This window comes from Kitasatospora sp. NBC_01302 (genome assembly GCF_035976515.1).
Taxonomy (GTDB): Bacteria; Actinomycetota; Actinomycetes; order Streptomycetales; family Streptomycetaceae; genus Kitasatospora.
The window spans coordinates 6,866,626-6,891,072 of the sequence record NZ_CP108404.1; the positions used below are offsets into that span (position 1 = coordinate 6,866,626).

Consider the following 24,447-nt stretch of genomic DNA (forward strand, 5'->3'; position numbering starts at 1 on the left):
TTCTCGTATGATGCTTCCTCCAGTACTTACCTGCCGACCGGCTAATGACCGACGAGGTCTCAGCCGTCTCAGCCGTCGCCCAACGTCCCGTCCCCCAAGGGCTGCGGTGAACCATGCCAGGAGGCATCGCAAGCATGTTCCACCGAATCGGACAATTCGTCGTCAAGCGTGCCTGGTGGGTGATAGTCGCCTGGCTCGTCGCTGCCGTCGCGATCTCCGTGACAGCCCCCAAGTTGGCCTCCTCGGACGACGAGAGCGACTTCCTGCCCCGCCACTACGAGTCCATCGTGGCCGCGGACCTGCAGCAGAAGGCCTTCCCGTCGGCGTTCACGCCGAGCGCGATGCTGCTCTTCCAGCGCACCGACGGCGGCCAGCTGACCGCGGACGACAAGACCACGATGACCAAGGTCACCGACGGGCTGACGGCCGAGCACATCCCGTACGTCTCCGCCGTCGTCCCGGTCAGCGACCAGTCGATGTCGAAGGACGGCAAGTACGCGCTGTCCCTGATCGGATACACCAAGGACGCACCGCAGTCCAACACCGACACCGCGAAGAAGCTGCGCGCCGACGCCAAGACGCTGGCCGGCAACAGCAACCTGAAGGTGCAACTCGGCGGTCAGGCGGCGCAGAGCCTCGACCAGTCGGACTCGTCCAACACGGCCGACGCGCTGATCTTCCTGGGCAGCTTCCTGCTGATCGTGCTGATCCTCGCGATCATCTTCCGCAGTGCGATCATCTCGATCCTGCCGCTGATCCTGATCATGGCCGTGATCATGCCGACCAGCAACGCGTTGATCGCGGACGCGACCAAGCTGTTCGGCCTCAAGGCCAACAGCACCATGTCGGCCATCCTGATCGTGGTGCTGCTCGGGGTCGGCACGGACTACTTCCTCTTCCTGATGTTCCGCTACCGGGAGCGGCTGCGGGCCGGTGAGCCGCGCAAGGAGGCCATGGTCAACGCGATCGGCCGGGTCGGCGAGGCGATCGCCTCCGCGGCCGGTGCGGTCACCGTCGCCTTCGCGGTGCTGATCCTCTCCAGCCTCGGACTCTTCAAGGCGATCGGCCCGGCGCTGGCCATCGCCGTCGTCACCACCGCGATCGCCTCGATCACCCTGGTGCCGGCCGTGCTCTCGGTGATCCCGGAGAAGGCGCTCTTCTGGCCCGGCAAGAAGTGGCGCGTGGAGAAGCCGGGGGCCCGGTTCGCCGCGCTCGGCCGGATGACCCAGCGCCGCCCCGGCCTGGTCGCAGCCGTCTCCGGCGGCTTCCTGATCCTGCTGACCCTCTGCTCGCTCGGCTACAAGGGCACCTTCGACCTGGCCGGCAGCTCGATGCCGAAGACCGCCGAGTCGATGGTGGTCCAGAACGCCGTGATGTCGGAGTTCTCGGCCGGTGCCGCCGACCCCTCGCAGGTCTTCGTCACCTCCACCAACGGCGCTCCGCTGGACAAGTCGACCTTCTCGGCCTACACGGACGCGCTCAAGGGGGTCAAGGGCGTCGCCGAGGTCGGCGCGCAGCCCGCGCTGAGCAAGGACGGCCTGACCGCCGACTTCACCGTGACGCTCAAGGACAACCCGGCCTCCAACGCGGCCATCGACACCATGGACGGGCTGCGCTCCACCGCGCACTCCGCGGCGCCCGCGGGCACCAAGGCCGTGGTCGGCGGCCAGACGGCCGTCGAGGCGGACATCAACGCCGCCATGGACCACGACTACAAGACGGTCTTCCCGATCGCCGCGGTCCTGATCATGGTCATCCTGGGCCTGCTGCTGCGCAGCGTGGTGGCCCCGTGGTACCTGATGGCCTCGGTGGGCCTCGGCTTCGGTGCGACCCTGGGCGCCACCAGCATGGTGTTCCAGAAGCTCGACAACCAGTCCGGCCTGATGTTCATGCTGCCGATCTTCATCTACCTCTTCGTGGTGGCGATCGGTACCGACTACAACATCCTGATGATCGCCCGCCTGCGGGAGGAGGCCCGCGAGGGCCGCAACCCGCGTGAGGCGGCCTACGAGGCGATCAAGCACGGCGGTCCGACCGTGGCCTCGGCCGGCTCGATCCTGGCGGCCTCCTTCGCCACCTTCATGCTGGCGGGCAACGTGCTCTTCAGCGAGATCGGCTTCTCGATCGCCTTCGGCATCGCGCTGTCGGCCTTCGTGATGGCGATGTTCTTCACCCCGGCGCTCACCGCGCTGCTCGGCCGCAAGGCCTGGTGGCCCGGCCACCAGGAGCCGGCGCCGGTCGCGCCCGGCGAGTGGACCGAGCGTGACGAGCTGGTGACGGCTCGCTACCCCAAGTAGCACGGCACCGACACGTCAGCCGTGCGTCACGGGCCGTTCCCGGGGACTTTCCCCGGGGGCGGCCCGGCTGTCGTGGGGGCCGCCGCCACGGGGTGCGCCCGAGGTGCGGACGACGTGACGCAGGCGGAAAATAACCCGATCATCTGCGGTGCTCCCGTGCTACAGTCGAGTCAGTTGCAGTTTTGGTTCCCATGAACGTTTGTGTGCGCCTGCTGGTTCAACCAACAGGCGCATTTGTTTTGTCCGGTGTCATCTCCGGATGGGGATCGCGGCTACGCGAGGTCCACGAGGTGTGGTCTCGTTGCCCCAGTATTTAGAGGAGACGGTTATGGCTACCGGCACCGTGAAGTGGTTCAACAGCGAAAAGGGCTTCGGCTTCATCGAGCAGGAGGGTGGCGGCCCGGACGTGTTCGCCCACTACTCCAACATCAACGCCAACGGCTTCCGCGAGCTCGTCGAGGGCCAGCACGTTGAGTTCGACGTCACCCAGGGCCAGAAGGGCCCGCAGGCCGAGAACATCCGCGTCATCTGACGTTTCCGGCACTGCTGGATTCGCACGACGCAGCGAAGGCCCGTACCGCACGGTGCGGGCCTTCGCCCATGTCGCCCAACGGCCGGGGCGGCGCTCTCCACTCCTGGCGGCCGACCCATGGGTCACCCCTCGACGGTGACCGCTAGGACGGAGTACTCGTATGACCGATCAGTCACGCCCCACCGGCGGCCGTGGCCGCTCCCGCGCCCAGGGTGCGGGCGGCAGCCGCTCGCAGGGCTCCGGCAGCACCGGCGGCTTCAGCGACGCACAGGCCCGCGCCGGGCGCAGCTCCGGCGGGCTGCGCGGCCAGTCCCAGGGCCGCGGTCGCGGCCAGGGCCGCCCGCGCACCACGGCGCCCGCCGCCTCCGCCGACTTCACGGTGGTCGTCGGCACCCCCGCCCGTCCGCCGGCGGCGACCTTCGCCGAGCTGGAGATGCCCAAGGCGCTGCTCTCCGCGCTGACCCGCGAGGGCGTCACCGAGCCCTTCCCGATCCAGTCCGCCACCCTGCCGGACTCGCTGGCCGGGCGCGACGTGCTCGGCCGCGGCCGCACCGGCTCCGGCAAGACGCTGGCCTTCGGCCTGTCCGTGCTGGCCCGCACCGCCGGCAAGCGCGCGGACGCCCGCAAGCCGCTGGCCCTGGTGCTGGTGCCCACCCGCGAGCTGGCCCAGCAGGTCACCGACGCGCTCACGCCCTACGCGACCGCCGTCAACCTGCGCATCGCCACCGTGGTCGGCGGCATGTCGATCACCCGTCAGGCGAACGCGCTGCGGCGCGGCGCCGAGCTGCTGGTGGCCACCCCGGGCCGGCTGGACGACCTGATCAACCGCCAGGACGTCCGCCTGGACGAGGTGCAGATCACCGTCCTGGACGAGGCCGACCAGATGGCGGACATGGGCTTCCTGCCGCAGGTCACCAAGCTCCTGGAGCAGGTCGCCGAGGGCGGGCAGCGGATGCTCTTCTCCGCCACCCTGGACAAGAACATCGACCGCCTGGTGCAGCGCTTCCTGACCGACCCGGTCACCCACTCGGTGGACCCCTCGGCCGGCGCGGTCACCACCATGGAGCACCACGTGCTCCAGCTGGAGGCGGCCGACAAGGTCTCCGCCACCGCGCACATCGCCTCCCGTGAGGGCCGGGTGATCATGTTCGTGCACACCAAGCACGGTGCCGACCGCCTCGCCAAGCAGCTGCTGGCCACCGGAGTGCGGGCCGCCGCGCTGCACGGCGGCAAGTCGCAGCCGCAGCGCAACCGCACCCTGGACCAGTTCCGCGACGGCCAGGTCACCGCGCTGATCGCCACCAACGTCGCCGCCCGCGGCATCCACATCGACGGCCTGGACCTGGTCGTGAACGTGGACCCGCCGATCGACCACAAGGACTACCTGCACCGCGGTGGTCGCACCGCCCGGGCCGGCGAGTCCGGCACCGTGGTCACCCTGGTGCTGCCCGAGCAGCGCCGGGACATGACCCGCCTGATGTCCACCGCCGGCATCCGCCCGGTCACCACCAAGGTGCGCCCCGGCGACGCCGAGCTGGCCCGGATCACCGGCGCCCGCACCCCCTCGGGCGTCGCGGTGACGCTGGCCCCGCCGGTCACCGCCGAGCCCGCCCCGGCCGCCGGCACCGCCAAGCGCCGCTCCTCCGGCCCGCGCTCCAGCCGGCCGACCGACGTGGACATCAACGGCAACCCCAAGCGCCGCCGCCCCAAGCAGCGGATGGGCAGCGGCACCGGCACCGCCGCCGCCGCCGGCGGCGGCCGCACCGCGGCCGGCTTCTCGGGCAAGGCCTCCTCGGGCGCCACCCCGGGCAGCGGCTCGAAGAGCGGCTCCAACTACGGGACCGGACGCCAGCGCCGCGCCGCGCGCTGACCTTCGCCGCACTCCTGGCCACGCGCCGTCGACAGCCCGGCAAGGGCTGTCGGCGGCGCGTAGCAGTATGTGCTCATGACGATGACGCCTGATCAGCTCCGCACCGCCTGCCTGGACTTCAACGGCGCCGAGGAGCTGTTCCCGTTCGGCCCCGAGACCTCCGTCTTCAAGGTCGGCGGGAAGATCTTCGCGATCAGCGCGCTGGACGGTGAGCCGCTGCGGGTGAGCCTCAAGTGCGAGCCGGAGATCGCCGTGCAGCTGCGGGCGGCGCACCCGGCGATCACCGGGGGCTGGCACCTGAACAAGCGGCACTGGAACACCGTGCTGCTCGACGGCTGGCTGCCGGACCGGCTGGTCGGCGAGATGATCGAGGACTCCTACGACCTGATCGTGGCCCGCCTGCCGCGCCGTCAGCAGCTCGCGCTGGACTGGTCCGGGCTGCGGGCCTGACGAGGACCGGGCCGGGCGGCTACTGCGCCGGCCAGCTCTCGAAGCTCCAGGCCGGGAAGGCGTAGCCGTTCCACAGCTCCCGCTCCTGCTCCTGCGGGGCGTTCTGCACGCTCGGCTGCAGGTCCCAGATCCGGGTGGCCCGCACCGCCGGGGTGTAGGACGGCCAGCCGGGCCGTCCGGTGCGCGCGAAGGAGGTCCAGGAGTCCATCATGGCGTCGGAGAGCCTGGTGAGTCGGGGGCGCTGCGCCGCCAGGGTGGCGGCCCCGCGCGGGATGCCGTCGAGGTCGAGGTTGCCGAAGACGAACGGCAGCTCCAGGGTGTGCATCGCGCCGAGGTTCTGCGCGGCGGGCAGCCCCGCGACGTACGGCACGTGCCAGTCGAACTGGTAGACGTAGGTGGGCCGCCAGCGCGACTGGGCCTCGGCCAGCCGCAGGGTGGGCACCCGCTGGGTCTGGTCGGTGATCATCGCGTTCACCACCCGCCCCTGCGACCGGCCCGGGCGGTCGGCGGCGTACACCTCGTACATCCGCTGCTTGTCGTCGGCCAGTTCGGCGGGGAAGCTGCGGTAGCCGCTGAGCGGCAGGTCCAGCACCTGCGGCTCGAACAGCGCCCAGTAGTCGGTCTCGTTCTCGTTGCTGCCGGCCATGATCTCGACGTCGCGGGCGCTGCCGGCCGCGATCCGGTCGACCACCGGGCCGGGGATCAGCCGGCCGTCGATGGAGGGGCCGAAGAAGAGCGCGTCGGCCAGCCCCGCGATGCCCTGCTGTGCCTTCTCCTGGAGCTGCAGCACCTGGGTGGTGCTCATCGCCTGCAACTGCGCGGCGCTGGTGACGTTTCCGGCCGCCAGGATGTGCGCGGCGGCGTCCTCGGCGTACTCCTGGGTGTGCACCAGGTAGCCCGGACCGCTCTCCAGGATGGCCCGGTGGAAGAGCCGTTCCGGGTGGTCGCCCGCGAGCATCGCGTCGATCGAGATCGCGCCCTCCGACTCGCCGAAGACGGTGACGTCGGAGGGGTCGCCGCCGAACGAGGCGATGTGCTTGTGCACCCAGGTCAGCGCCGCGATCTGATCGCGCAGCCCGTTGTCGCCCGAGCCGGCGTACTTCGGGTCCAGGCCGCCGAGTTCGGTCCAGCCCAGGATGCCGAGCCGGTAGTCCAGGTCGACCACGACCGCGTCGCCGCGGGCGGCCAGCCCGGCCCCGTCGAAGAGCGGCTCGCCGGCCGAGCCGAGTTCGTCCGCGCCGCCGTGGATGAAGACCATGACGGGCTTGTGGGCACCGCCGGTGCGCGGCTGCCAGACGTTGGTGTAGAGGCAGTCCTCCACTCCCTGGTCGATCACGCTCAGGTCCTGCGGGCAGCCCGGCTTGGCGGCGGTGGCCTGCAGCGTCCCGTGCCAGGGGGCCGCCGCAACCGGCGGCTCGAAGCGCAGCGCACCGACGGGCGGCGCGGCGTAGGGGATGCCCAGGTACGAGCAGACGCCGCCCTGGGGCAGCCCCTGCACCCGGCCCACCGAGGTGCCGGTGCGGCAGTCCCGGGTACTGGCGGCGGTGCTGCCGTCGTCGCCCGTCGCGGCGCCCGCCGGGCCTGCCGCGGTGAGCAGCAGGCTCAGCGTGGCGGCCCCGGCCGCCAGCAGCCCCGGCGAGGTGCGGAATGTCCTTGTGCGGAACGTCCTTGTGCGGAACACGAAGCACTCCCTTCCGCGCCGCCGCGCCGCGCCGCGCAGCCGGGCGGCGCCGTGCCGAATCATGCGGGCCTCCAGCATCGGGGGAGCGGGGCCGGGCGGTCGTCAACGCGCGGGTGGAGGCGTGCTCTCCACCTGCGCTCAACCCCTGGGTGGTGGACAGTCTGACGGAACGTCAGATTGTGCAGGGAGGCCGGGTGGCCAGGTCCGGTGCCCGCGGCGGACGCCGTCGGTCCGGTTCTCTACGATGGCGCGCATGACTACAGGGGAGTCGGGCAGACGGCTCATCGACGACCGCTTCGAACTGCTGCAACGCCTCGGCGGCGGCGGGATGGGCCTGGTCTGGCGGGCGCGCGACAACGCCCTGCACCGCGAGGTCGCGCTCAAGGAGGTCCGCCCGCCGGACCCCGGGACGGCGGCCACCGATCCGGCCGAGGTGCGCGAGACCCGGGCCCGGGTGCTGCGCGAGGCGCGGGCGCTGGCCCGGCTCCAGCACCCGAACGTGGTGATCATCCACCACATCGTCGACACCGACGAGCACCCGCACCCCTGGCTCGTCATGGAACTGGTCACCGGCGGCAGCCTCGCCGACCGGCTGGAGCAGGGGCCGCTGACGGTCCTGGAGGCGGCCGGGCTCGGGCGGGGCGTGCTCGGCGCCCTGCGCGCGGCGCACGCCGTCGGCATCCAGCACCGGGACGTCAAGCCCGGCAACGTGCTGCTGCGGCCGGACGGCACCCCGGTGCTCACCGACTTCGGCATCGCCGCGATGTCCGGCGCCACCACGGTGACCAGCACCGGCATGCTGATCGGCTCGCCCGAGTTCATGGCGCCCGAGCGGATCCGCGGCGAGGAGGGCAACCCCGCCTCCGACCTGTGGTCGCTGGGCATGATGCTCTATGTCGCGGTCGAGGGCCACCACCCGCTGCGCCGGGCGAGCGCGATCGCCACCCTCGCCGCGGTGCTCGACGAACCGCTGCCGCCCCCGGCGCGGGCCGGGGCGCTCGGCCCGCTGCTGGCGGCGCTGCTGGCCAGGGACCCGGCCGCGCGGCCGGACGCGGCGCAGCTCGACGACGCGCTCGCGCGGCTGGTGCACGAGGCGGAGCGGGGCGCGCGGCCGGGCGGGCCGACCGTGCTGCTCACGCCGCCGGGCGCGGCGAACTCGGCGAACTCAGCGGACTCGGCGAGCGCGCCGGGCACGCCGGTCGCGGACCGGGTGCCGGCTGCGGCGCAGCGGGCGGCGGGTGGGCGACGGGGCGGCCTGATAGCGCTGGCCGTCGCCCTGGTGGCCGTCGCCGGGGTGCTCGGATGGACGCTGCGGCCCGGCACCCAGGCGGACGGCCACCGCGCGGGCGGTGCACGGACGACCGCCGGCGCGCCGTCCGGCCTGCCGGCCGCGAGTCCGCCGGTGACCGACTCGCCCGTGCCGAGCCCGCCGACCGCCGGCCCGTCGGCGAGCGCCACACCCGCCTCGGCCCCGGTCGGCGTGCCGAAGGGGTTCGCCCCGGCCGACGTGCGCGCCACGATCGCGGCGATGAGCCCGACCATGGGCGGCACCAAGGTCTTTCGCCTGACCGTCTATCCGGACTACGCGAACGCCGACGTCCCGGTCGCCGCGAACCCGCAGCTGTACGACCAGGTCGAGTACCGCGATGGCAGGCCCACCCGCTCGCCGGGCGGCACCGAGCCCCCGGTCGTCAAGCCGGTGGACCTCCAGGGCTTCGACTGGGACAAGCTGCCCGCGCTGTTCCAGCAGGCCCAGGCGACCCTGAAGGTCCCGGCGCCGAACGAGCCCTACCTGACCGTCAGCGCCGACATCATCACCGGCGCCCCGACGCTCGACCTCTACCTGACCAACACCTACGGCGGCGGGTACCTGGAGATCAGCCCGACCGGGAACGTGCTCAGGACCTACCCGCTGGGCGGCTGACGGCCCGTCGGTCGTCAGGCCGTCACTGGGCGCGGAAGCTGCCCGCCCCCGTGACGTGCGTGCCGTAGCCGGACGGGAGGATGCCGATGCCGCTGATCGGCAGGGTGGCGGGGACGGTGCAGAACGGGTCGCCGAAGACCTGGATGTCGCTGCTGGTCTCGTTGTTCAGCACATGGGCCAGCCTGGGCAGTTGCTGGCACCCCTGCGGGTTCGGGTAGACGGTCAGCGGCTGGAGCTCGGTCGAGAAGACCACGACATTGCCGCTGGCGGACTGGGCGGGCGCGGCCGCCACCCCGATGAGGGTGGCGGCGGCGATGAGCACGGTGAGGGCGGTACGACGCATGGGGAAACGATCACACAGTGACACCGTGCGCATACAACCTGGCATCGCGCATATCAGCCGTATGGCCTAGGCGATTTGAGAGCCCGCGGCGGCGTCAGAGCGGCCGGGTGCCCTCCAGGGCCACCCGGCCGCCGACCTCGATCGTGTCGTCACCGTGCGGCCGGGTCAGGATCTGCGAGCCGACGCCCTGGCGGATGTCGAGCGCGCGGCCGAGTTCCGAGGTGAGCACGAGCGCGGCGGCGCCGGTCGCCTCGTCCTCGGCGATGCTGTCGCCGCGGCGCGGGAAGGCGCGCGCCCGGACCAGGCCCGCGGTCTCGTCCTGCCAGGCCCAGGCGTAGAGCCAGCCGGTGCCCTCGGGCGGGGTGGGCAGCGCGTCGACCTCCGCCACCGAGTCGTAGCGCCGGGTGTTGCGCCCGGCGGCCCACTCGGCGCGGCCGCGGATCCAGCTGAACTCCGCGTCCTGGCGCACCGGGACGTCCCCGGCCGGCGGGCGCAGCACGTCCGGCGCGAGGCCCTCGCGTCGCAGCAGCCAGCCCGTCCCGACCAGCGGGTGCCCGGCGAAGGGCAGCCGCACGCTCGGCGTGTAGATGTCGACCCGCCCCTGCGTCGGGTCGTCGACGAAGACCGTCTCGCTGAAGCCGAGTTCGGCCGCGAGCGCCTGCCGCGCCGGCTCGCCCGGCACCGCGCCGCCGTCCAGCACGACGCCCAGCGCATTGCCCGCGCCGCCGTCGGCGTCGCAGAAGACCCGGAGGATGTGGAGTTCTGTCATAGGAAGATCCAATCATCCTCTGCCCGACATCGTTCGCAGATGTCGGCGACTGGGTACCGTGAAAGGAGGTACCGGCTCCATTCGAGGAGCGTGTCGATGACAGACACCAAGGCCGTTTCCCCCGAGACCGACCAGCAGCCCGTCAGCCGGCGGACCATCTACGTCGCCATGACCGGGCTGATGCTCGGGATGCTGATGGCGATGCTCGACAACCTGATCGTCAGCACCGCGCTGCCCACCATCGTCGGCGACCTGGGCGGCCTGGCCCGGCTCTCCTGGGTGGTCACCGCCTATGCGCTGGGCGCCGCCGTCACCACCCCGTTCTGGGGCAAGCTGGGCGACCTCCACGGTCGCAAGAGCATGTTCATGGTCGCCATCGTGGTCTTCCTGGGCGGCTCGGCGCTGGCCGGACTCTCGCGGAACATGGACCAGTTGATCGGATTCCGCGCGCTCCAGGGGCTGGGCGCCGGCGGCCTGATGGTCGGCGCGATGGCCACCCTCGGCGACCTGGTGCCGCCGCGCCAACGCGGTCGCTACATGGGCATGATCGGCGCGATGATGCCGATCGCCTTCGTCGGCGGCCCGCTGCTCGGCGGCTTCCTGACCCAGAGCCTCAGCTGGCGCTGGTGCTTCTACGTGAACCTGCCGCTGGGCGTGCTGGCGCTGCTGGTCACCGGGCTCGGTATGCGGCTGCCGCGGCGCCGCAGCACGGCCCGGCTCGACTACCTGGGCGGGGCGCTGCTGACCGTCGGCGTGGTGGCGATCACCCTGGTGGCGAGCTGGGGCGGCGGTCAGTACGCCTGGGGCTCGGCGCCGATCCTCGCCCTGACCGCACTCGCGGTGCTGGCGCTGGCGGCCTTCGTGGTCTCGCAGCACCGGGTCGCCGAGCCGATCCTGCCGCCGCGGATGTTCCGGGACCGCAACTTCACCGTCGCCCAGGTGCTCAGCTTCCTGGTCGGTGCGGCGATGTTCGGCGCGGTCAACTTCCTTCCGCAGTACATGCAGTACGTCCAGGGCGCGTCGCCCACCGCGAGCGGTCTGCTGTTGCTGCCGCTGATGTTCGGCATGCTCGCGGTGATGCTGACGGCAGCTCAGGTCACCACCAGGACGGGCAGGTACCGGGCGTTCGTGATCACCGGCGGCGCGGTGCTCACGGTGGGCATGCTGGTCCTGCTGCTGCTCCGGGTGGACACCAGTGTGCTGGTCGGCTCGTTGCTCACGGTGGTGGTGGGGATCGGGCTCGGCTTCCTGATGCAGAACACCATGCTGATCACCCAGAACAGCGTGGCGCTGCGGGACATGGGAGCGGCCAGCGGCTCGGTGACGCTGTTCCGCACCATCGGCGGTTCGCTGGGGATCGCGCTGCTCGGCTCGCTCTACACCCGCGGGCTGGACCACCAGCTCACCGGGCGGCTCGGGGCGCAGGGGCACGCGCTGATCTCGGCGCACATCCCGCCGGCCGCGCTCAAGGGACTGCCGGGGCCGGCCAGAGCGGCGTTCGAGCAGGGGGTGACGCACGGGCTGTACGGGGTGTTCGTCGGCGGCGCACTGCTGTCGGGGGCGGTCTTCCTGCTCGCCTGGCTGATCCGTGAGGTGCCGCTGCGCGGGGCGACGGAGCCCGCGCACGACACGCCCCAGGGGCCGTAGGGCCGGGAGGCTCAGGCCGCGACGGCCCGCAGGCCCTGGCCGGCCTCGGCGTAGCGGTGCAGCAGCAGGTGGGCCACCTCCGGGGCGGCGCCGAGCACCGGGGCCAGTACGTCGGCCCCGGCCTCCTCTGCGGCGGTCGCGATCCGGTCCGGCAGCAGCCCCGGTGCCAGCAGGTAGGGCGCGACGGCCGTGCGGCGCAGGCCCTGGGCGCGCAGCGCGGCCAGCGCGTCCGGCACCCGGGGGCCGCCGGCCGAGGCGTAGGCGACGGTGACCGCGCCCCAGCCGCGCTCGCGCTGCCAGCGGGCGGCCAGCGCCCGGGTGGTGGCGTCGGCGGCCGGGTCCGAGGAGCCGGCCGCGGCCAGCACCACACCGGTGCGGGCGCGGGCGGCGGCCGAGGCGAGGTCCAAGCCGGCTTCGGCCAGCCGGCGCTCCAGCGCGGCCAGCAGCAACGGATCGGGGCCGAGCACCTCGGCCACCGGGCCGCCCGCCCGGGCGGCCCGCAGCGCGGCCGGGATGTCGTGCTTGGCGTGGAAGGCCCGGTTGAGCAGCAGCGGCACCGCCACCGCCGGTGCCCCGGCCAGCCGCTGGACGACCTGCGGCAGGCGGGGCGCGCAGTGGTCCAGGTAGGCGGTGGCGACGGACAGGCCGGGCCGCAGCAGGCGTACCCGCCGCACCAGCGCCTCGACCGTCGCGGCGTGCCGCGGGTCGCGGCTGCCGTGGGCGATCAGCAACAGGGCTGGGGAGGCAGTCATCTGACGCTCTCTCGGGAGGAGGTGATCAGCGGGCGTTCTGCAGCAGGCCGCGGGTGCGCAGCACCCGGCGCTCCAGCGGGGTGAAGATCAGCAGGTCGATCGCGACGCCGACCACCAGGATCAGGATGATCCCGAGCATCACCCCGGACATGTCCGAGGCGTCGCGCTGGTTCTCCAGGTACCGGCCCAGGCCCAGGCCCAGGTCCGGCGAGCTGGCGATCAGCTCGGCGGCCATCAGCGAGCGCCAGGAGAAGGCCCAGCCCTGCTTGAGGCCGGCCAGGTAGCCGGGCAGCGCCGCCGGCAGCAGCACGTGCCGGGCGCCGCTGAGCCCGCGGGCGCCCAGCGTGCGGCCGGCCCGCAGGAAGAGCGGCGGCACCTGGTCGATGCCCGAGATCAGGCCGTTGGCGATCGAGGGGACGGCGCCGAGCAGGATCACCGCGTACATCGCCTGGTCGTTGATGCCCAGCCAGATCACCGCGGCCGGCACCCAGGCCACCGAGGGCAGCGACTGCAGCCCGGAGAGGATCGGGCCCACGGCGGCCCGCAGGAACTTCACCTGCGCCACCGCCAGCCCGATCGGCGTGCCGATCACCACCGCCATCGCGAAGCCGGAGATGCCGCGCCAGACGCTGGTCCAGATGATCGAGAAGAGCGTGCCCTGGTACCAGAGGTCGGTCAGGCTGTGCCAGACGTCCAGTGGACTGGGCAGGTTGTAGGAGGCGGTGACGTGCAGCTCGTAGGTCAGCTGCCAGGCGCCGACCACCAGCAGCGCGCCGAGCACCGGTGGCAGCAGCTTCTCGCGCAGCAGCTGGCCGAGCGAGGGGCGCTGGATCTGGACGCTGTCCAGCGCGTCCAGTCCGGCCTCGACGCCGGCCAGGTCGGCATGGGCCTGGGGCCCGGTCGCGGCCCGGGGGTCGGCCTCGGCCGGGGCCGGGATCGAGGTGGTCTCAGTGCTGGCCATGGCGGCGGATCTCCCCACGCAGGTGCTCGGTGATCTCGACGGACAGGTCCGCGACGGCGGCGGACTCGATGCGGCGCGGCTGCGGCAGGTCGATCCGCCACTCGCGGGCCACCCGGCCCGGACGCGAGGAGAGCAGCACCACCCGCTGGGCCAGCCGCACCGCCTCGCGCACGTTGTGGGTGACGAACAGGACGGTGAGCCGCCGCTCCTGCCAGATGCGGGTGATCTCCTCGTGCAGCACGTCGCGGGTGATCGCGTCCAGCGCGGCGAACGGCTCGTCCATCAGCAGCACGCTGCTGCCCTGGGCCAGCGCGCGGGCCAGGGCGACGCGCTGGCGCATGCCGCCGGACAGCTCGTGCACCCGCTTGCCGTAGGAGCCGGCGAGCCGGACCAGTTCGAGCAGCCGCTCGGCCTCCGGCCGGCGCTCGGCGCGCGGCACGCCGTTGAGGCGCAGCGCGAGTTCGATGTTCTTGCCGGCGGTCAGCCAGGGGAAGAGCGCGTGCTCCTGGAACATCAGGGCCGGCCGCCCGCCGGGCACCTCGATCTGCCCCGCGGTCGGCAGGTCCAGGCCGGCGACCAGGTTGAGCAGGGTGGACTTGCCGCAGCCGGAGGCGCCGAGCAGGCAGAGGAACTCACCCGGGGCGACGTCGAGGGTGATGTCGTCCAGCACCGCGACGGCGGCGCCGGGACGACCGAAGGACTTGTGCACGCCGGCGATCCGCACGGCGGGCGTACCGTCCGCACCGGCGTCGCGGCGGGTGTCGTCCGGAGTGGTCAGTGCCTGGCTCATCTGCGGGCACCTCCTGGCATGAGTGGGGCGAGCGGAGAAGGCTGCTGGAGCCGGGTTCCGCCCCGGCCCGGCCCGGTGACTGGGCATCGACTGGGCGGGGCCGGGGACGGAGCCCGGAGTCTTGCGCGGTGCTGGGCAGGTGGTCTGACGGTGCGTCAGGAGCCGGTGCCGAGGCCCGCGTCGGAGACCGTGGGCTTTCCGGCCGCCGTGAGCACCTTGTTGAGCGGCGACAGGTCGTAGATCCCGCTGATGTCCGGCTTCTTGAGCAGGCCCGCGGTCACCGCGTGGTCCGCCTCCGCCTGCAGGGTGCCGGCCAGCGGGTCGTCCAGGAAGTCGATGCTCTTCCAGGCCGGGTCGAGGATGCCGGCGGGCAGCGAGTTGCCGCCCGCCGCCTTGATCGCGTCGTTGGCGTCCTGCTCGGCCTTGGCCGGGTTGGCCTTGATGAAGGCGTTGGTGTTCACCGAGCCGCGCAGCACGGCCTCCACCACGTCCGGGTGGGCCTTGAGGAACTTCTGCGAGACGATGATGTTGGTGATCACGAACTGCCCGTTCGGCCACAGCGACTTCTCGTCCAGCAGCACCTTCGCGCCCTTCGCCACCAGGGTGGAGGCGGTCGGCTCGGGCACCCAGGCGCCGTCGATGGAGCCGGAGGCGTAGGCGTCCGGGGTGACCTTGTTGTCCGTGCGCACCACCGAGACGTCGCCGGCGCCGGTCTGCGGGTCCTCCTTGTAGCCCTTGCTCGCCAGGTAGTTGAGCAGGGCCACGTCCTGGGTGTTGCCCAGCTGCGGGGTGGCGATCTTCTTGCCCTTGAGGTCGTCCAGGGTCTTGATCTTGTTCGGGTTGACCACCAGTTCGACGCCGCCCGAGGCCGAGCCGCCGATGATCTTCAGCGACTGGCTCTTGGACTGCACATAGCCGTTGATCGCAGGCGAGGGGCCGATCCAGCCGATGTCGATCGAGCCGGCGTTCAGCGCCTCGATCTCGGCCGGGCCCGCGTTGAAGACCTGGGTCTTGATCTGGGTGGCGCCCAACTCCTTCTGGAACAGCCCCTCCTGGAGGCCGACCAGCGCAGTGCCGTGGGTCAGGTTGGCGAAGTAGCCGATCTTCACCGAGTCGGCGGAGAGCTTGGGGCCGCCCGACGCCGCCGGGGCCGGGGCCGCGTTGGTCTTGTCGGACTTGGAGCCGTAGCTGCACGCGGTCAGCAGGCTGACGGCGGTCAGGCCGGCCAGGGCCATCGCGGCGACGCGTCTGGCGCGACCGGCGTTCGGGCGGGGGAGGCTATGGCCTGTGGCCTGCGGAGGAGTCATCGAAGCGTCCTTCGGGCTGGAACGGTTCAAGGGAGGGTGGTGCGTCGGCACGCCGGGTGGGAAGCGGTGGGTGGGCTCACGCGCCGCTGTCGCCGTTTGGACCCGGTGACGGGGCCGTCGTCAGAGACCCCGTCCGCAGGCACATCGTGTGATGCCGCCCCGGCCGCTGCCACGGGCGCCGCTGCCGATGCGGCCGCCTTCCTTGTCCATGCCGGAGAACGCCTCGCCGGCCATCAGACCCACTCCTCCTCGGCCGCCGGGTCGCCCTCGGCTGCCGCGCGGGTGAAGGACTCGCCGGCCATGGCGGCGGTCAGGGTGCTGCCGTCGGCCGGGTCGATCAGCAGGAACGAGCCGGTCAGCCGGTTGTCGGCGTAGGCGTCCAGGGCGAGCGGCTCGGCGGTGCGCAGCAGCACGTGGCCGATGTCGTTGACCTTCAACTCCTGGGTGTTGCCGCGCTGTTCGAGGGTGTCGATGTCGATCCGGTAGCTGATCCCCTTGACCAGCGCGCGCACGGTGCGGGTGGTGTGCTTGAGCAGCACCTTGTCGCCGGCGCGCAGCGGACGCTCGTGCAGGTGGCAGACGGTGGCCTCGACGTCCTTGGTGGGGCGAGGGGTGGGGCCTGCGGCGATGAGGTCGCCGCGGGAGATGTCCAGGTCCTCGGTGAGGCGCACGGTGATCGACTGCGGTGCCCAGGCGATGTCGCGCGGCTCGCCGAGCACGTCGATGCCCGCCACGGTGGTGGTGTGGCCCGAGGGCAGGACGGTCACGGTGTCGCCGGTGCGCAGCACGCCGGAGGCCAGCTGGCCGGCGTAGCCGCGGTAGTCGTGGTGTTCCTCGGACTGGGGGCGGATGACGTACTGGACCGGGAAGCGGGCCGGGTCGGCGACGGGGTCGGTGGTGACCTGCACGGTCTCCAGATGTTCCAGCAGGGTGGGGCCGCCGTACCAGTCCATGTGGGCGGAGGGTTCGACGACGTTGTCGCCGGCCAGCGCGGAGATCGGGACCGCCACGATGTCACCGACCCCGAGGGAGGCGGCGTAGGCGGTGAATTCGGCGGCGATGGCGGCGAAGACGGGTTCGGCGTAGTCGACCAGGTCCATCTTGTTGACGGCCAGCACCACGTGCGGAACCCGTAGCAGGGCGGCGACGGCGGCGTGGCGGCGGGTCTGTTCGACGACGCCGTTGCGGGCGTCGACCAGGACGACGGCGAGTTCGGCGGTGGAGGCGCCGGTGACCATGTTGCGGGTGTACTGCACGTGGCCGGGGGTGTCGGCGAGGATGAAGCGGCGCCGGGCGGTGGCGAAGTAGCGGTAGGCGACGTCGATGGTGATGCCCTGTTCGCGTTCGGCGCGCAGGCCGTCGGTGAGCAGTGCCAGGTCCGGTGCCTGCTGGCCGCGCTTGCGGGAGGCGTGCTCGACGGCTTCCAGCTGGTCGGTGAGCACCGACTTGGAGTCGTGGAGCAGGCGGCCGACCAGGGTGGACTTGCCGTCGTCGACGGAGCCGGCGGTGGCGAAGCGCAGCAGCGAGGTGGCTGCGTTCTGCCCCGCGGGGGTGAGTTCGGTGGTGCTGGGCATGGTTAGAAGTACCCCTCGCGCTTGCGGTCTTCCATCGCGGCCTCGGAGAGCTTGTCGTCGGCCCGGGTGGCTCCGCGCTCGGTCAGGCGGCTGGCGGCGATCTCGGTGATCACCTGGTCGATGGTGGCGGCGTCGGAGTCGACGGCGCCGGTGCAGGACATGTCGCCCACGGTGCGGTAGCGGATCAGGCGGCGCTGGACCGTTTCGCCTTCCTTGGGGCCGCCCCAGTCGCCGGCGGTCAGCCACATGCCGTCGCGGGCGAAGACGTCGCGCTCGTGGGCGTAGTAGATCTCCGGCAGGTCGATCGACTCGCGCTCGATGTACTGCCAGACGTCCAGCTCGGTCCAGTTGGAGAGCGGGAAGACGCGGACGTGTTCGCCCACGGCGTGCCGGCCGTTGTAGAGCGACCAGAGTTCGGGGCGTTGGCGGCGCGGGTCCCAGGCGCCGAACTCGTCGCGCAGGGAGAAGACGCGTTCCTTGGCGCGGGCCTTCTCCTCGTCGCGGCGCCCGCCGCCGAAGACGGCGTCGAACCTGCCCGTCTCGATGGCGTCCAGCAGCGGGACGGTCTGCAGCGGGTTGCGGGTGCCGTCGGGGCGCTCGCGCAGCCGGCCCTCGTCGATGAACCGCTGCACCGAGGCCACGTGCAGGCGAAGGCCGTGTTCGGCCACCACGCGGTCGCGGTAGGCGATCACCTCGGGGAAGTTGTGGCCGGTGTCCACGTGCAGCAGCGAGAACGGGACCGGCGCGGGAGCGAAGGCCTTCAACGCCAGGTGCAGCATGACGATCGAGTCCTTGCCGCCGGAGAACAGGATCACCGGCCGCTCGAACTCACCCGCCACCTCACGGAAGATGTGCACCGACTCCGCTTCGAGCACATCCAGGTGGGAGAGCGCGAAGGGGTTCTTCGCGGTGTCGAGCAGACGCTGCGTCGCGGTCGTCATGCCAGGCCCCTCGTCGTCAGGAAGGTGTGCAGTTCGGCGGCCGACTCGGCGACCGTGCGGCCCTCGGTGTGCAGGCGCAACTCCGGTGCGGTGGGCGCCTCGTAGGGGTCGTCCACGCCGGTCAGCCCGGTGAGGGTGCCGGCCGCCTGCTGCGCGTACAGGCCCTTGACGTCGCGCTCGGAGCAGACCTCGACCGAGGTGGCGACGTGCACCTCCAGGAAGGCGCTGCCCCGCTCGGCGTGGCGCTCGCGCACCGCGGCGCGCGAGTCGGCGTAGGGGGCGATCACCGGGGCGAGCACCTTCACGCCGTTGGCGGCCAGCTTCTCGGCCACGAAGCCGATCCGGGTGACGTTGGTGTGCCGGTCCTCACGGGAGAAACCCAGGCCCTTGGAGAGGAACTCGCGGATCTCGTCACCGTCGAGCACCTCCACCCGGTGCCCCTCGGTCCGCAGCCGCTCGGCCAGCGCGAAGGCCAGTGTGGTCTTGCCCGCGCTCGGCAGCCCGGTCAGCCACACCGTGGCGCCGCGGTCACAGGGGGCGGCCGCGGGGGCCGCCTCCGCGGCTTCCCCGGCGGCAGCCAAGGTGTCGGCTGTGCTCACGTTTCGCTCCAAAATTAAGTAACGAAGGGTCAAAAAAAATTGCTCAGAGGTGGATGCCGCACTCGACCTTGCCGGACCCGGCCCAGCGGCCGGCCCGGGCGTCCTCGCCCTCGCCGGGCTTGCGGGTGCAGGAGAGCGGTGCGCAGCCGACCGAGGTGTAACCCTCCCAGAGCAGCGGGTTGAGCAGCACCCCGTTGGCCTGGACGTAGGCGTCCACGTCGTCCTGGGTCCAGCGGGCGATCGGCGCGATCTTCACCTTGCGGCGCTTGGCGTCCCAGGCCACCACCGGGGTGGTGGCCCGCGACGGCGACTCGTCGCGGCGCAGCCCGGTGGCCCACGCGTCGTAGCCCATCAGCCCGCGCTGCAGCGGCTCGACCTTGCGCAGCGAGCAGCACAGGTCCGGGTCCCGGTCGTGCAGGTCGGGCCCGTACTCGGCGTCCTGCTCGGCCACGCTCTGGCGCGGCGTCAGGGTGATCACGTTGAGCGGCATGGTGGCGGCCACCGCGTCCCGGGTGCCGATGGTCTCGGGGAAGTGGTAGCCGGTGTCCAGGAAGAGCACGTCGATGCCGGGCAGCGCGGTGGAGGCCAGGTGGGCCACCACCGCGTCCTCCATCGAGGAGGTGACGCAGAGCCCGCGCCCGAAGGTGTCGGCGGCCCAGCGCAGGATCTCCTGCGCCGGGGCCTCCTCCAGGTCGCGGGCGGCGGCGGTGGCCAGCGCCGCCAGGTCGCGGGTGGCGGCGGTCGTCTCAGGGTCGGTGCTCATCTGCGGATACCCCGTTCGTAGCTGACAGCAGGCCGAGGAACTTCACTTGGAAGGCGCGGCGGCAGGACGCGCATTCCCAGGCGCCGTGACCGCCGGTCTCCGACGGACGGAGGTCCTCGTCACCGCAGTAGGGGCAGTAGAAAGGGGCCGCACGCTCGCTCACGACAGCTGCTCCTCGCCGGCCCGGGCGGTCCACTGGGCGAACCGCTCGCCCTCGTGGCGCTCGGCCTGGAAGCGGGTCAGCAGCCGTTCCACGTAGTCGGGCAGCTCCTCGGAGGTGACCTTCAGGCCGCGCACCTTGCGGCCGAAGCCGGCCTCCAGGCCGAGCGCGCCGCCGAGGTGGACCTGGTAGCCCTCCACCTGCCTGCCGTCCGCGTCGGTCACCAGCTGCCCCTTGAGACCGATGTCCGCCACCTGGATACGGGCGCAGGCGTTCGGGCAGCCGTTGATGTTGATGGTGAGCGGCTCGGCGAAGTCGGGCAGCCGCTGCTCCAGTTCGTCGATCAGGGTGCGCCCGCGCTCCTTGGTCTCGACGATGGCGAGCTTGCAGTACTCGATGCCGGTGCAGGCCATGGTGCCGCGCCGGAACGGCGAGGGGGTGACCCGCAGGTCCAGCGCCTCCAGGCCGGCCACCAGCGACTCGACCTGCTCCTCGGCGATGTCCAGCACCAGCATCTTCTGCTCGGCGGTGGTGCGCAGCCGGTCCGAGCCGTGCCCGGCGGCGAGTTCGGCGACCTTGCCGAGCAGCGCGCCGTCCACCCGGCCCACCCGCGGCGCGAAGCCGACGTAGTAGCGGCCGTCCTTCTGCCGGTGCACGCCGACGTGGTCGCGCCAGGTGCCGCTCGGCTCGGTCGGCGCGGGGCCGTCGACCAGCTGGTACTTGAGGTACTCGTCCTCCAGCACCTGGCGGAACTTGGCCACGCCCCAGTCGGCGACCAGGAACTTCAGCCGGGCGCGGTTGCGCAGCCGGCGGTAGCCGTAGTCGCGGAAGACGCCGATCACGCCGCCGTAGACGTCGGCGACCTCGTCCAGCGGGACCCAGGCGCCCAGCCGCACGCCCAGCTTGGGGTTGGTGGACAGGCCGCCGCCGACCCACAGGTCGAAGCCCGGCCCGTGCTCGGGGTGCACCACGCCGACGAAGGCGACGTCGTTGATCTCGTGTGCCACGTCCAGCAGCGGCGAGCCGGAGATCGCCGACTTGAACTTGCGCGGCAGGTTGGAGAAGTCGGGGTTGCCGATGAAGCGGCGGTTGATCTCCTCGATCGCCGGCGTGCCGTCGATGATCTCGTCCTCGGCGACGCCGGCCACCGGCGAGCCGAGGATGACGCGCGGGGTGTCGCCGCAGGCCTCGGTGGTGGACAGGCCCACCGCCTCCAGCTTCTGCCAGATCGCCGGGACGTCCTCGATCCGGATCCAGTGGAACTGGATGTTCTGCCGGTCGGTCAGGTCGGCGGTGCCGCGCGCGTACTGCTGGGAGACCTCGGAGACCGCCTTGAGCTGGGCCACCGTCAGTCGGCCGCCGTCGATCCGCACCCGCAGCATGAAGTACTCGGCGTCCAGCTCGTGCGGGTCCAGGATCGCGGTCTTGCCGCCGTCGATCCCCTCCTTGCGCTGGGTGTAGAGGCCCCACCAGCGCATCCGGCCGCGCAGGTCGGACGGGTCGATCGAGTCGAAGCCCCGGTGGGCGTAGATCGTCTCAATACGTGTCCGCACGTTGAGACCGTCGTCGTCCTTCTTGAACTGCTCGTTGGCGTTCAGCGGGGTGTAGTGCCCCATGCCCCACTGGCCCTCGCCGCGGTGGCGGGTCACCTTGCGGGCAGCGCCGGCGCGCGGCGCGACGGCGCCCGCGGGCTGGGGCTCGACCGGGTCGGGAGTGGTGGCCATAACAGACGTCCTTCGGGCAGGTGGTTTCTGACGAGGCTGTGCCCGCTCAGGCCTCGGACCTGCACGCACCCACGCTGACCTGCGAGTTCGCAGCAGGAGGTGGGGGTGGTGATCGTGGCTCTGGGCGCTCGCGCAGTCGGGGCGGCAAGAGGAGCGGCAGGGTGGCGCCGGGTGCGGTGGCGGCGGCCGGGGTGGGGCTTCAGATCACCGGACAGATGGCGCTGGACACGCGAAGGAGATCGACGTGGAGTCGACCTACCAAGGTGGTTCCGGCGCTAGGCATGGCAAGAGATTCGCACGCCGAGCGAGGCGCGGTCCACTGGTGTCCAAAAGATGGACGAGTTTGTTCCGTATCGCGAGATGCGGCCGGGAGTCGGGTGGCACGGCGATTGCCGGCACGCGCGACCGCGAGTGCCGCCACGCGTGACTGCCGTAGCCGCCACGAGTGAAGACGGACCGCCGGTTCGAGCCGAGGGGGGTCGGGTGCCGCGGGCCGCCCGATACCGTATGCGGTGTGCAAGCACCAGGTGAGACCAGTAGAGCGGGGGCCGAGCGACCCTCCCGACGACGGGGCAAGGGCGCCCGCCGGGCGGCGCGGCGTTCGAACTGGCAGGCCACGGCCTGGGCGCTGATCAAGGACACCACCAACACCTGCGTCGAGTACCGGGTCACCGGGCTGGCCGCCGAGGCGGCCTTCTTCACGCTGCTGTCGATCCCGCCGCTGCTGCTCTGCCTGGCCGGCACCCTCGGCTACCTGGACGACCTGCTCGGCGCCGGCACCATCCAGAAGCTCCAGCAGGACATCCTGACGGCGGCCGGCACGGTGCTCTCGCCCTCCTCGATCAACCAGACCGTCAAGCCGCTGCTGCTCAACGTCTTCGCCAAGGGCCGCCCCGACCTGATCTCGATCGGCTTCCTCTTCTCGCTCTGGTCGGGCTCCCGGGCGCTGTACATCTTCATCGACACCATCACCGTCATGTACGGCCTGGACGGCAAGCGCGGCATCGTCAAGACCCGGTCCATGTCGCTGGGCCTGTACCTGGGCGCGCTGGTGATCGGCTCCCTGGTGCTGCCACTGCTGGTGGCCGGACCGGGGCTGGTGATGTCGGCGGTGCCGAGCATCTCCGGACTGGTCAGCGCGCTCTACTGGCCGGTGGCGATCGTGCTGCTGATCATCTTCCTGACCACGCTCTACCACCTGGCCGTCCCGGCCAGCACGCCCTGGCGCGAGGACATCCCCGGCGCGCTGGTCGCGCTCGGCATGCTGGTGATCTGCAGCCTGCTGCTGCGCCTGTACCTGGTGCACTCGGTCGAGGGCGGCCAGACCATCTACGGGTCGCTGGCCGCGCCGATCGCGGTGCTGCTGTGGATCTTCGTGCTGGCCCTCGCGGTGCTGATCGGCGCGGCCATGAACGCGGCGATAGACCGCCGCTGGCCCAGCGTGGAGACCGCCGACGCGCGGGCCGAGAACGAGCGGGCCAGCGAGCAGCACGCCGCCGCCGTGGTCCGCGAGATCAGCGCCCGCCGGGCCGCCGAGCGGGCGCAGCGGGCCCGGGCGCTGGGCCTGGCCGAGGGCTTCGAGGAGGAGGACGAGAACGGCGAGGGCGAGGACGAGGCGCCCTCGGAGTACCCCGAGCGGTGGGCCGACTTCCTGGCGCCGGAGAACGTCCGCGGGCGGCTCGGCCCCTCGCGCCGGCACAACCGGCGCGTCCAGCCGCCGCCGCCGGACACCGACCGCCCCGCGCCGCGCCGGGCCGCCCCGCACCGGGCGGCCGAGCCGCTGCCGGGCGCGCCGGCCGAGCGGCCGGTGGAGCCGTGGGCGGGGGACGGGCGGTTCCCGGGGGAGCTGGGGCCGGTGGACTCGGCGCTGCCGAGCCACCCGCCGAGGCCGCCGTGGGACGGCTCCTGAGGTCCTCGGGCCCTTCGCCCGCGGCGCGGTAGAAAAATCAGGTGCGGCGGGTGGCGGCGTGTTCTAGGCTGCCACCGCACGTGCTCGTCCACGTGATCGTCAGGCCGTACGACGGCCCTGGAAGCAGAAGCAGGAGGTGGGCCCCGATGACCGTCACCGCGCTCACGGCTGCCCCGCGCAGCACTCGTACCTCGCTCTCCTTCCCGGCCGCCGGCTGACGATCGTTCAGCCCCCGGGACCGCGCTTTCCTCCCGAAGGGCTTCACCACGTTGTTCGACGCTCACGCGTTCTCCGTTTCCTCCTCCTCTTCGCTCTCCCTCAACTCCTCGGCCGCGCCCGCGGCTGAGCCGGCGCCCTTCCCGCTGGGCGGCCACGGCTGGACAGCCGAGCTGGCCGACCTCTTCACCCCGTTCGCCGAGGCCGGCCTGGTCCCGGGCCGGCTCGCCCGGGTCGACCGCGGCCGGGCCGACGTCGTCATCGCCGATCCCGACAGCGGCGAGCTGCGCACCGTCCGCGCCGACACCCGCGCGGTGGGCAGCGCCGAGACGATCGAGAACCCGTGCACCGGGGACTGGGTCGCCCTCGACCTCGGCAGGTCCGCGACGGCCCGCGGCGAGGGGGACGAGCCGCTGGCCGCCGTCGCGGCGCTGCTGCCGCGCGGCAGCGCGATCATCCGCAAGAGCGCCGGCAAGGCCTCCGAGGGCCAGGTGCTGGCGGCCAACATCGACACCGTGCTGATCGCGGTCTCGCTGGCCGGCGATCCCGACCTCGGCCGGGTCGAGCGCTTCGTCGCACTGGCCTGGGAGAGCGGTGCGCAGCCGCTGGTCGCGCTCACCAAGGCCGACCTGGTGCACGACGCCGAGTTCGTCCGCGAGGACGTCGAGCGGGTCGCGCCCGGCGTCGCCGTCCTGGTGGTCAGCGCCGAGACCGGCGCCGGACTGGACGTGCTGCGCGCCTGCCTCGGCACCACGACGGCGCTGATCGGCCAGTCCGGCGCCGGCAAGTCCACCCTGACCAACGCGCTGGCGGGCGCGCAGGTGATGACCGTTCAGCAGACCCGCGACGTGGACCAGAAGGGCCGGCACACCACGACCACGCGCGAGCTGATCCCGCTGCCGGGCGGCGGCGTGCTGATCGACACGCCCGGCCTGCGTGGCGTGGGCCTCTACGGTGGCGAGGGCCTGGACCAGGCGTTCGCCGAGATCGCCGAGCTGGCCGAGGAGTGCCGCTTCGACGACTGCTCGCACCGCACGGAGCCCGGCTGCGCGGTCCAGGCCGCGCTCGCCGACGGCACGCTGCCGCAGCGCCGGATGGACAGCTACCTCAAGCTCCAGCGCGAGAACGAGTGGATCGCCTCGCGCACCGACGCCCGGTTGGCGGCCGAGCGGGCGCGGGTCTGGAAGCTGCGCACGAAGGGAGCGCGGGACCACATCCGCCCGTGACCGGGTCGAGCC

The 24,447-nt window shown here is 72.3% G+C and carries 22 protein-coding genes; 8 read left to right on the forward strand and 14 right to left on the reverse strand.

Translation table 11 applies throughout. From position 1 onward, the window contains the following. Positions 1 to 134 precede the first annotated feature (134 nt). The 4 genes from OG294_RS30160 to OG294_RS30175 all read left to right on the forward strand — a co-directional run bounded on the left by OG294_RS30160 (position 135) and on the right by OG294_RS30175 (position 5,149). Complete coding sequence (locus tag OG294_RS30160) at positions 135 to 2,297, forward strand: MMPL family transporter (RefSeq protein ID WP_327069702.1); 2,163 nt, start codon at positions 135 to 137, stop codon at positions 2,295 to 2,297. A gap of 328 nt (positions 2,298 to 2,625) precedes the next feature. Beyond that, entirely contained in the window at positions 2,626 to 2,829 is a 204-nt protein-coding gene (locus tag OG294_RS30165) for a cold-shock protein (RefSeq protein WP_184934859.1), read from the forward strand. A 160-nt stretch (positions 2,830 to 2,989) separates the two neighbouring features. Further along, positions 2,990 to 4,699: a DEAD/DEAH box helicase gene (locus tag OG294_RS30170; RefSeq protein WP_327069703.1), complete on the forward strand. Its 1,710-nt coding sequence runs from the start codon at positions 2,990 to 2,992 to the stop codon at positions 4,697 to 4,699. 81 nt (positions 4,700 to 4,780) lie between these two features. Further along, positions 4,781 to 5,149 carry an MmcQ/YjbR family DNA-binding protein gene (locus tag OG294_RS30175; RefSeq protein ID WP_327071723.1) on the forward strand — a complete coding sequence of 123 codons (369 nt, stop codon included), beginning with the start codon at positions 4,781 to 4,783 and terminating at the stop codon, positions 5,147 to 5,149. Positions 5,150 to 5,168: 19 nt separating this feature from the next. Here OG294_RS30175 and OG294_RS30180 read toward each other — a convergent pair whose 3' ends face one another. Continuing rightward, on the reverse strand, positions 5,169 to 6,893 hold the full coding sequence (locus OG294_RS30180) for a carboxylesterase/lipase family protein (protein WP_327069704.1): 1,725 nt from the start codon (positions 6,891 to 6,893) through the stop codon (positions 5,169 to 5,171). Between the two features lie 190 nt (positions 6,894 to 7,083). On the opposite strand from OG294_RS30180, the gene OG294_RS30185 reads away from it, so the two are divergent. Continuing rightward, positions 7,084 to 8,754 (forward strand): protein kinase domain-containing protein, encoded by a 1,671-nt coding sequence (locus tag OG294_RS30185; protein WP_327069705.1) that lies wholly within the window; start codon positions 7,084 to 7,086, stop codon positions 8,752 to 8,754. Positions 8,755 to 8,776: 22 nt separating this feature from the next. Here OG294_RS30185 and OG294_RS30190 read toward each other — a convergent pair whose 3' ends face one another. Beyond that, positions 8,777 to 9,097: a hypothetical protein gene (locus tag OG294_RS30190; protein WP_327069706.1), complete on the reverse strand. Its 321-nt coding sequence runs from the start codon at positions 9,095 to 9,097 to the stop codon at positions 8,777 to 8,779. Between the two features lie 94 nt (positions 9,098 to 9,191). Further along, complete coding sequence (locus tag OG294_RS30195) at positions 9,192 to 9,866, reverse strand: PhzF family phenazine biosynthesis protein (protein ID WP_327069707.1); 675 nt, start codon at positions 9,864 to 9,866, stop codon at positions 9,192 to 9,194. Positions 9,867 to 9,962: 96 nt separating this feature from the next. On the opposite strand from OG294_RS30195, the gene OG294_RS30200 reads away from it, so the two are divergent. Next, positions 9,963 to 11,513 (forward strand): MDR family MFS transporter, encoded by a 1,551-nt coding sequence (locus OG294_RS30200; protein WP_327069708.1) that lies wholly within the window; start codon positions 9,963 to 9,965, stop codon positions 11,511 to 11,513. Positions 11,514 to 11,524: 11 nt separating this feature from the next. Here OG294_RS30200 and OG294_RS30205 read toward each other — a convergent pair whose 3' ends face one another. The 11 genes from OG294_RS30205 to OG294_RS41215 all read right to left on the reverse strand — a co-directional run bounded on the left by OG294_RS30205 (position 11,525) and on the right by OG294_RS41215 (position 21,367). Then, positions 11,525 to 12,265, reverse strand: coding sequence for a sirohydrochlorin chelatase (locus tag OG294_RS30205; RefSeq protein WP_327069709.1), 741 nt, complete (start codon positions 12,263 to 12,265; stop codon positions 11,525 to 11,527). A gap of 25 nt (positions 12,266 to 12,290) precedes the next feature. After that, positions 12,291 to 13,226 (reverse strand): ABC transporter permease, encoded by a 936-nt coding sequence (locus tag OG294_RS30210; RefSeq protein WP_327069710.1) that lies wholly within the window; start codon positions 13,224 to 13,226, stop codon positions 12,291 to 12,293. Beyond that, on the reverse strand, positions 13,213 to 14,016 hold the full coding sequence (locus OG294_RS30215; RefSeq protein WP_327069711.1) for an ABC transporter ATP-binding protein: 804 nt from the start codon (positions 14,014 to 14,016) through the stop codon (positions 13,213 to 13,215). Before OG294_RS30215 ends, OG294_RS30210 begins: the two co-directional genes overlap by 14 nt. A 155-nt stretch (positions 14,017 to 14,171) precedes the next feature. Further along, positions 14,172 to 15,251: an aliphatic sulfonate ABC transporter substrate-binding protein gene (locus tag OG294_RS30220; protein WP_327069712.1), complete on the reverse strand. Its 1,080-nt coding sequence runs from the start codon at positions 15,249 to 15,251 to the stop codon at positions 14,172 to 14,174. 305 nt (positions 15,252 to 15,556) lie between these two features. After that, positions 15,557 to 16,897, reverse strand: a complete 1,341-nt coding sequence (locus tag OG294_RS30225; RefSeq protein WP_327069713.1) for a sulfate adenylyltransferase subunit 1 — start codon at positions 16,895 to 16,897, stop codon at positions 15,557 to 15,559. Positions 16,898 to 16,899: 2 nt separating this feature from the next. Further along, complete coding sequence (cysD, locus tag OG294_RS30230) at positions 16,900 to 17,838, reverse strand: sulfate adenylyltransferase subunit CysD (protein ID WP_327069714.1); 939 nt, start codon at positions 17,836 to 17,838, stop codon at positions 16,900 to 16,902. Then, positions 17,835 to 18,419 carry an adenylyl-sulfate kinase gene (gene cysC / locus OG294_RS30235; protein WP_327071724.1) on the reverse strand — a complete coding sequence of 195 codons (585 nt, stop codon included), beginning with the start codon at positions 18,417 to 18,419 and terminating at the stop codon, positions 17,835 to 17,837. The genes cysD and cysC overlap by 4 nt, the downstream gene beginning before the upstream one ends. Before the next feature lie 61 nt (positions 18,420 to 18,480). After that, entirely contained in the window at positions 18,481 to 19,200 is a 720-nt protein-coding gene (locus tag OG294_RS30240) for a phosphoadenylyl-sulfate reductase (protein ID WP_327069715.1), read from the reverse strand. Next, complete coding sequence (locus tag OG294_RS30245) at positions 19,184 to 19,363, reverse strand: hypothetical protein (RefSeq protein ID WP_327069716.1); 180 nt, start codon at positions 19,361 to 19,363, stop codon at positions 19,184 to 19,186. The genes OG294_RS30240 and OG294_RS30245 overlap by 17 nt, the downstream gene beginning before the upstream one ends. Then, positions 19,360 to 21,084: a nitrite/sulfite reductase gene (locus OG294_RS30250; protein ID WP_327069717.1), complete on the reverse strand. Its 1,725-nt coding sequence runs from the start codon at positions 21,082 to 21,084 to the stop codon at positions 19,360 to 19,362. Before OG294_RS30250 ends, OG294_RS30245 begins: the two co-directional genes overlap by 4 nt. Positions 21,085 to 21,283: 199 nt before the next feature. Next, a complete protein-coding gene (locus tag OG294_RS41215; protein ID WP_329492070.1) occupies positions 21,284 to 21,367 on the reverse strand; it encodes a putative leader peptide in 84 nt (27 codons plus the stop codon). A gap of 231 nt (positions 21,368 to 21,598) precedes the next feature. Between OG294_RS41215 and OG294_RS30255 the strand changes: the two genes are divergently transcribed. Continuing rightward, positions 21,599 to 22,993: a YihY/virulence factor BrkB family protein gene (locus OG294_RS30255; protein WP_327069718.1), complete on the forward strand. Its 1,395-nt coding sequence runs from the start codon at positions 21,599 to 21,601 to the stop codon at positions 22,991 to 22,993. A 269-nt stretch (positions 22,994 to 23,262) separates the two neighbouring features. Continuing rightward, the gene (gene rsgA / locus OG294_RS30260; RefSeq protein WP_442789245.1) at positions 23,263 to 24,435 is read left to right on the forward strand and encodes a ribosome small subunit-dependent GTPase A; all 1,173 of its coding nucleotides are present in this window, start codon (positions 23,263 to 23,265) and stop codon (positions 24,433 to 24,435) included. The last annotated feature ends 12 nt before the right edge of the window (positions 24,436 to 24,447 follow it).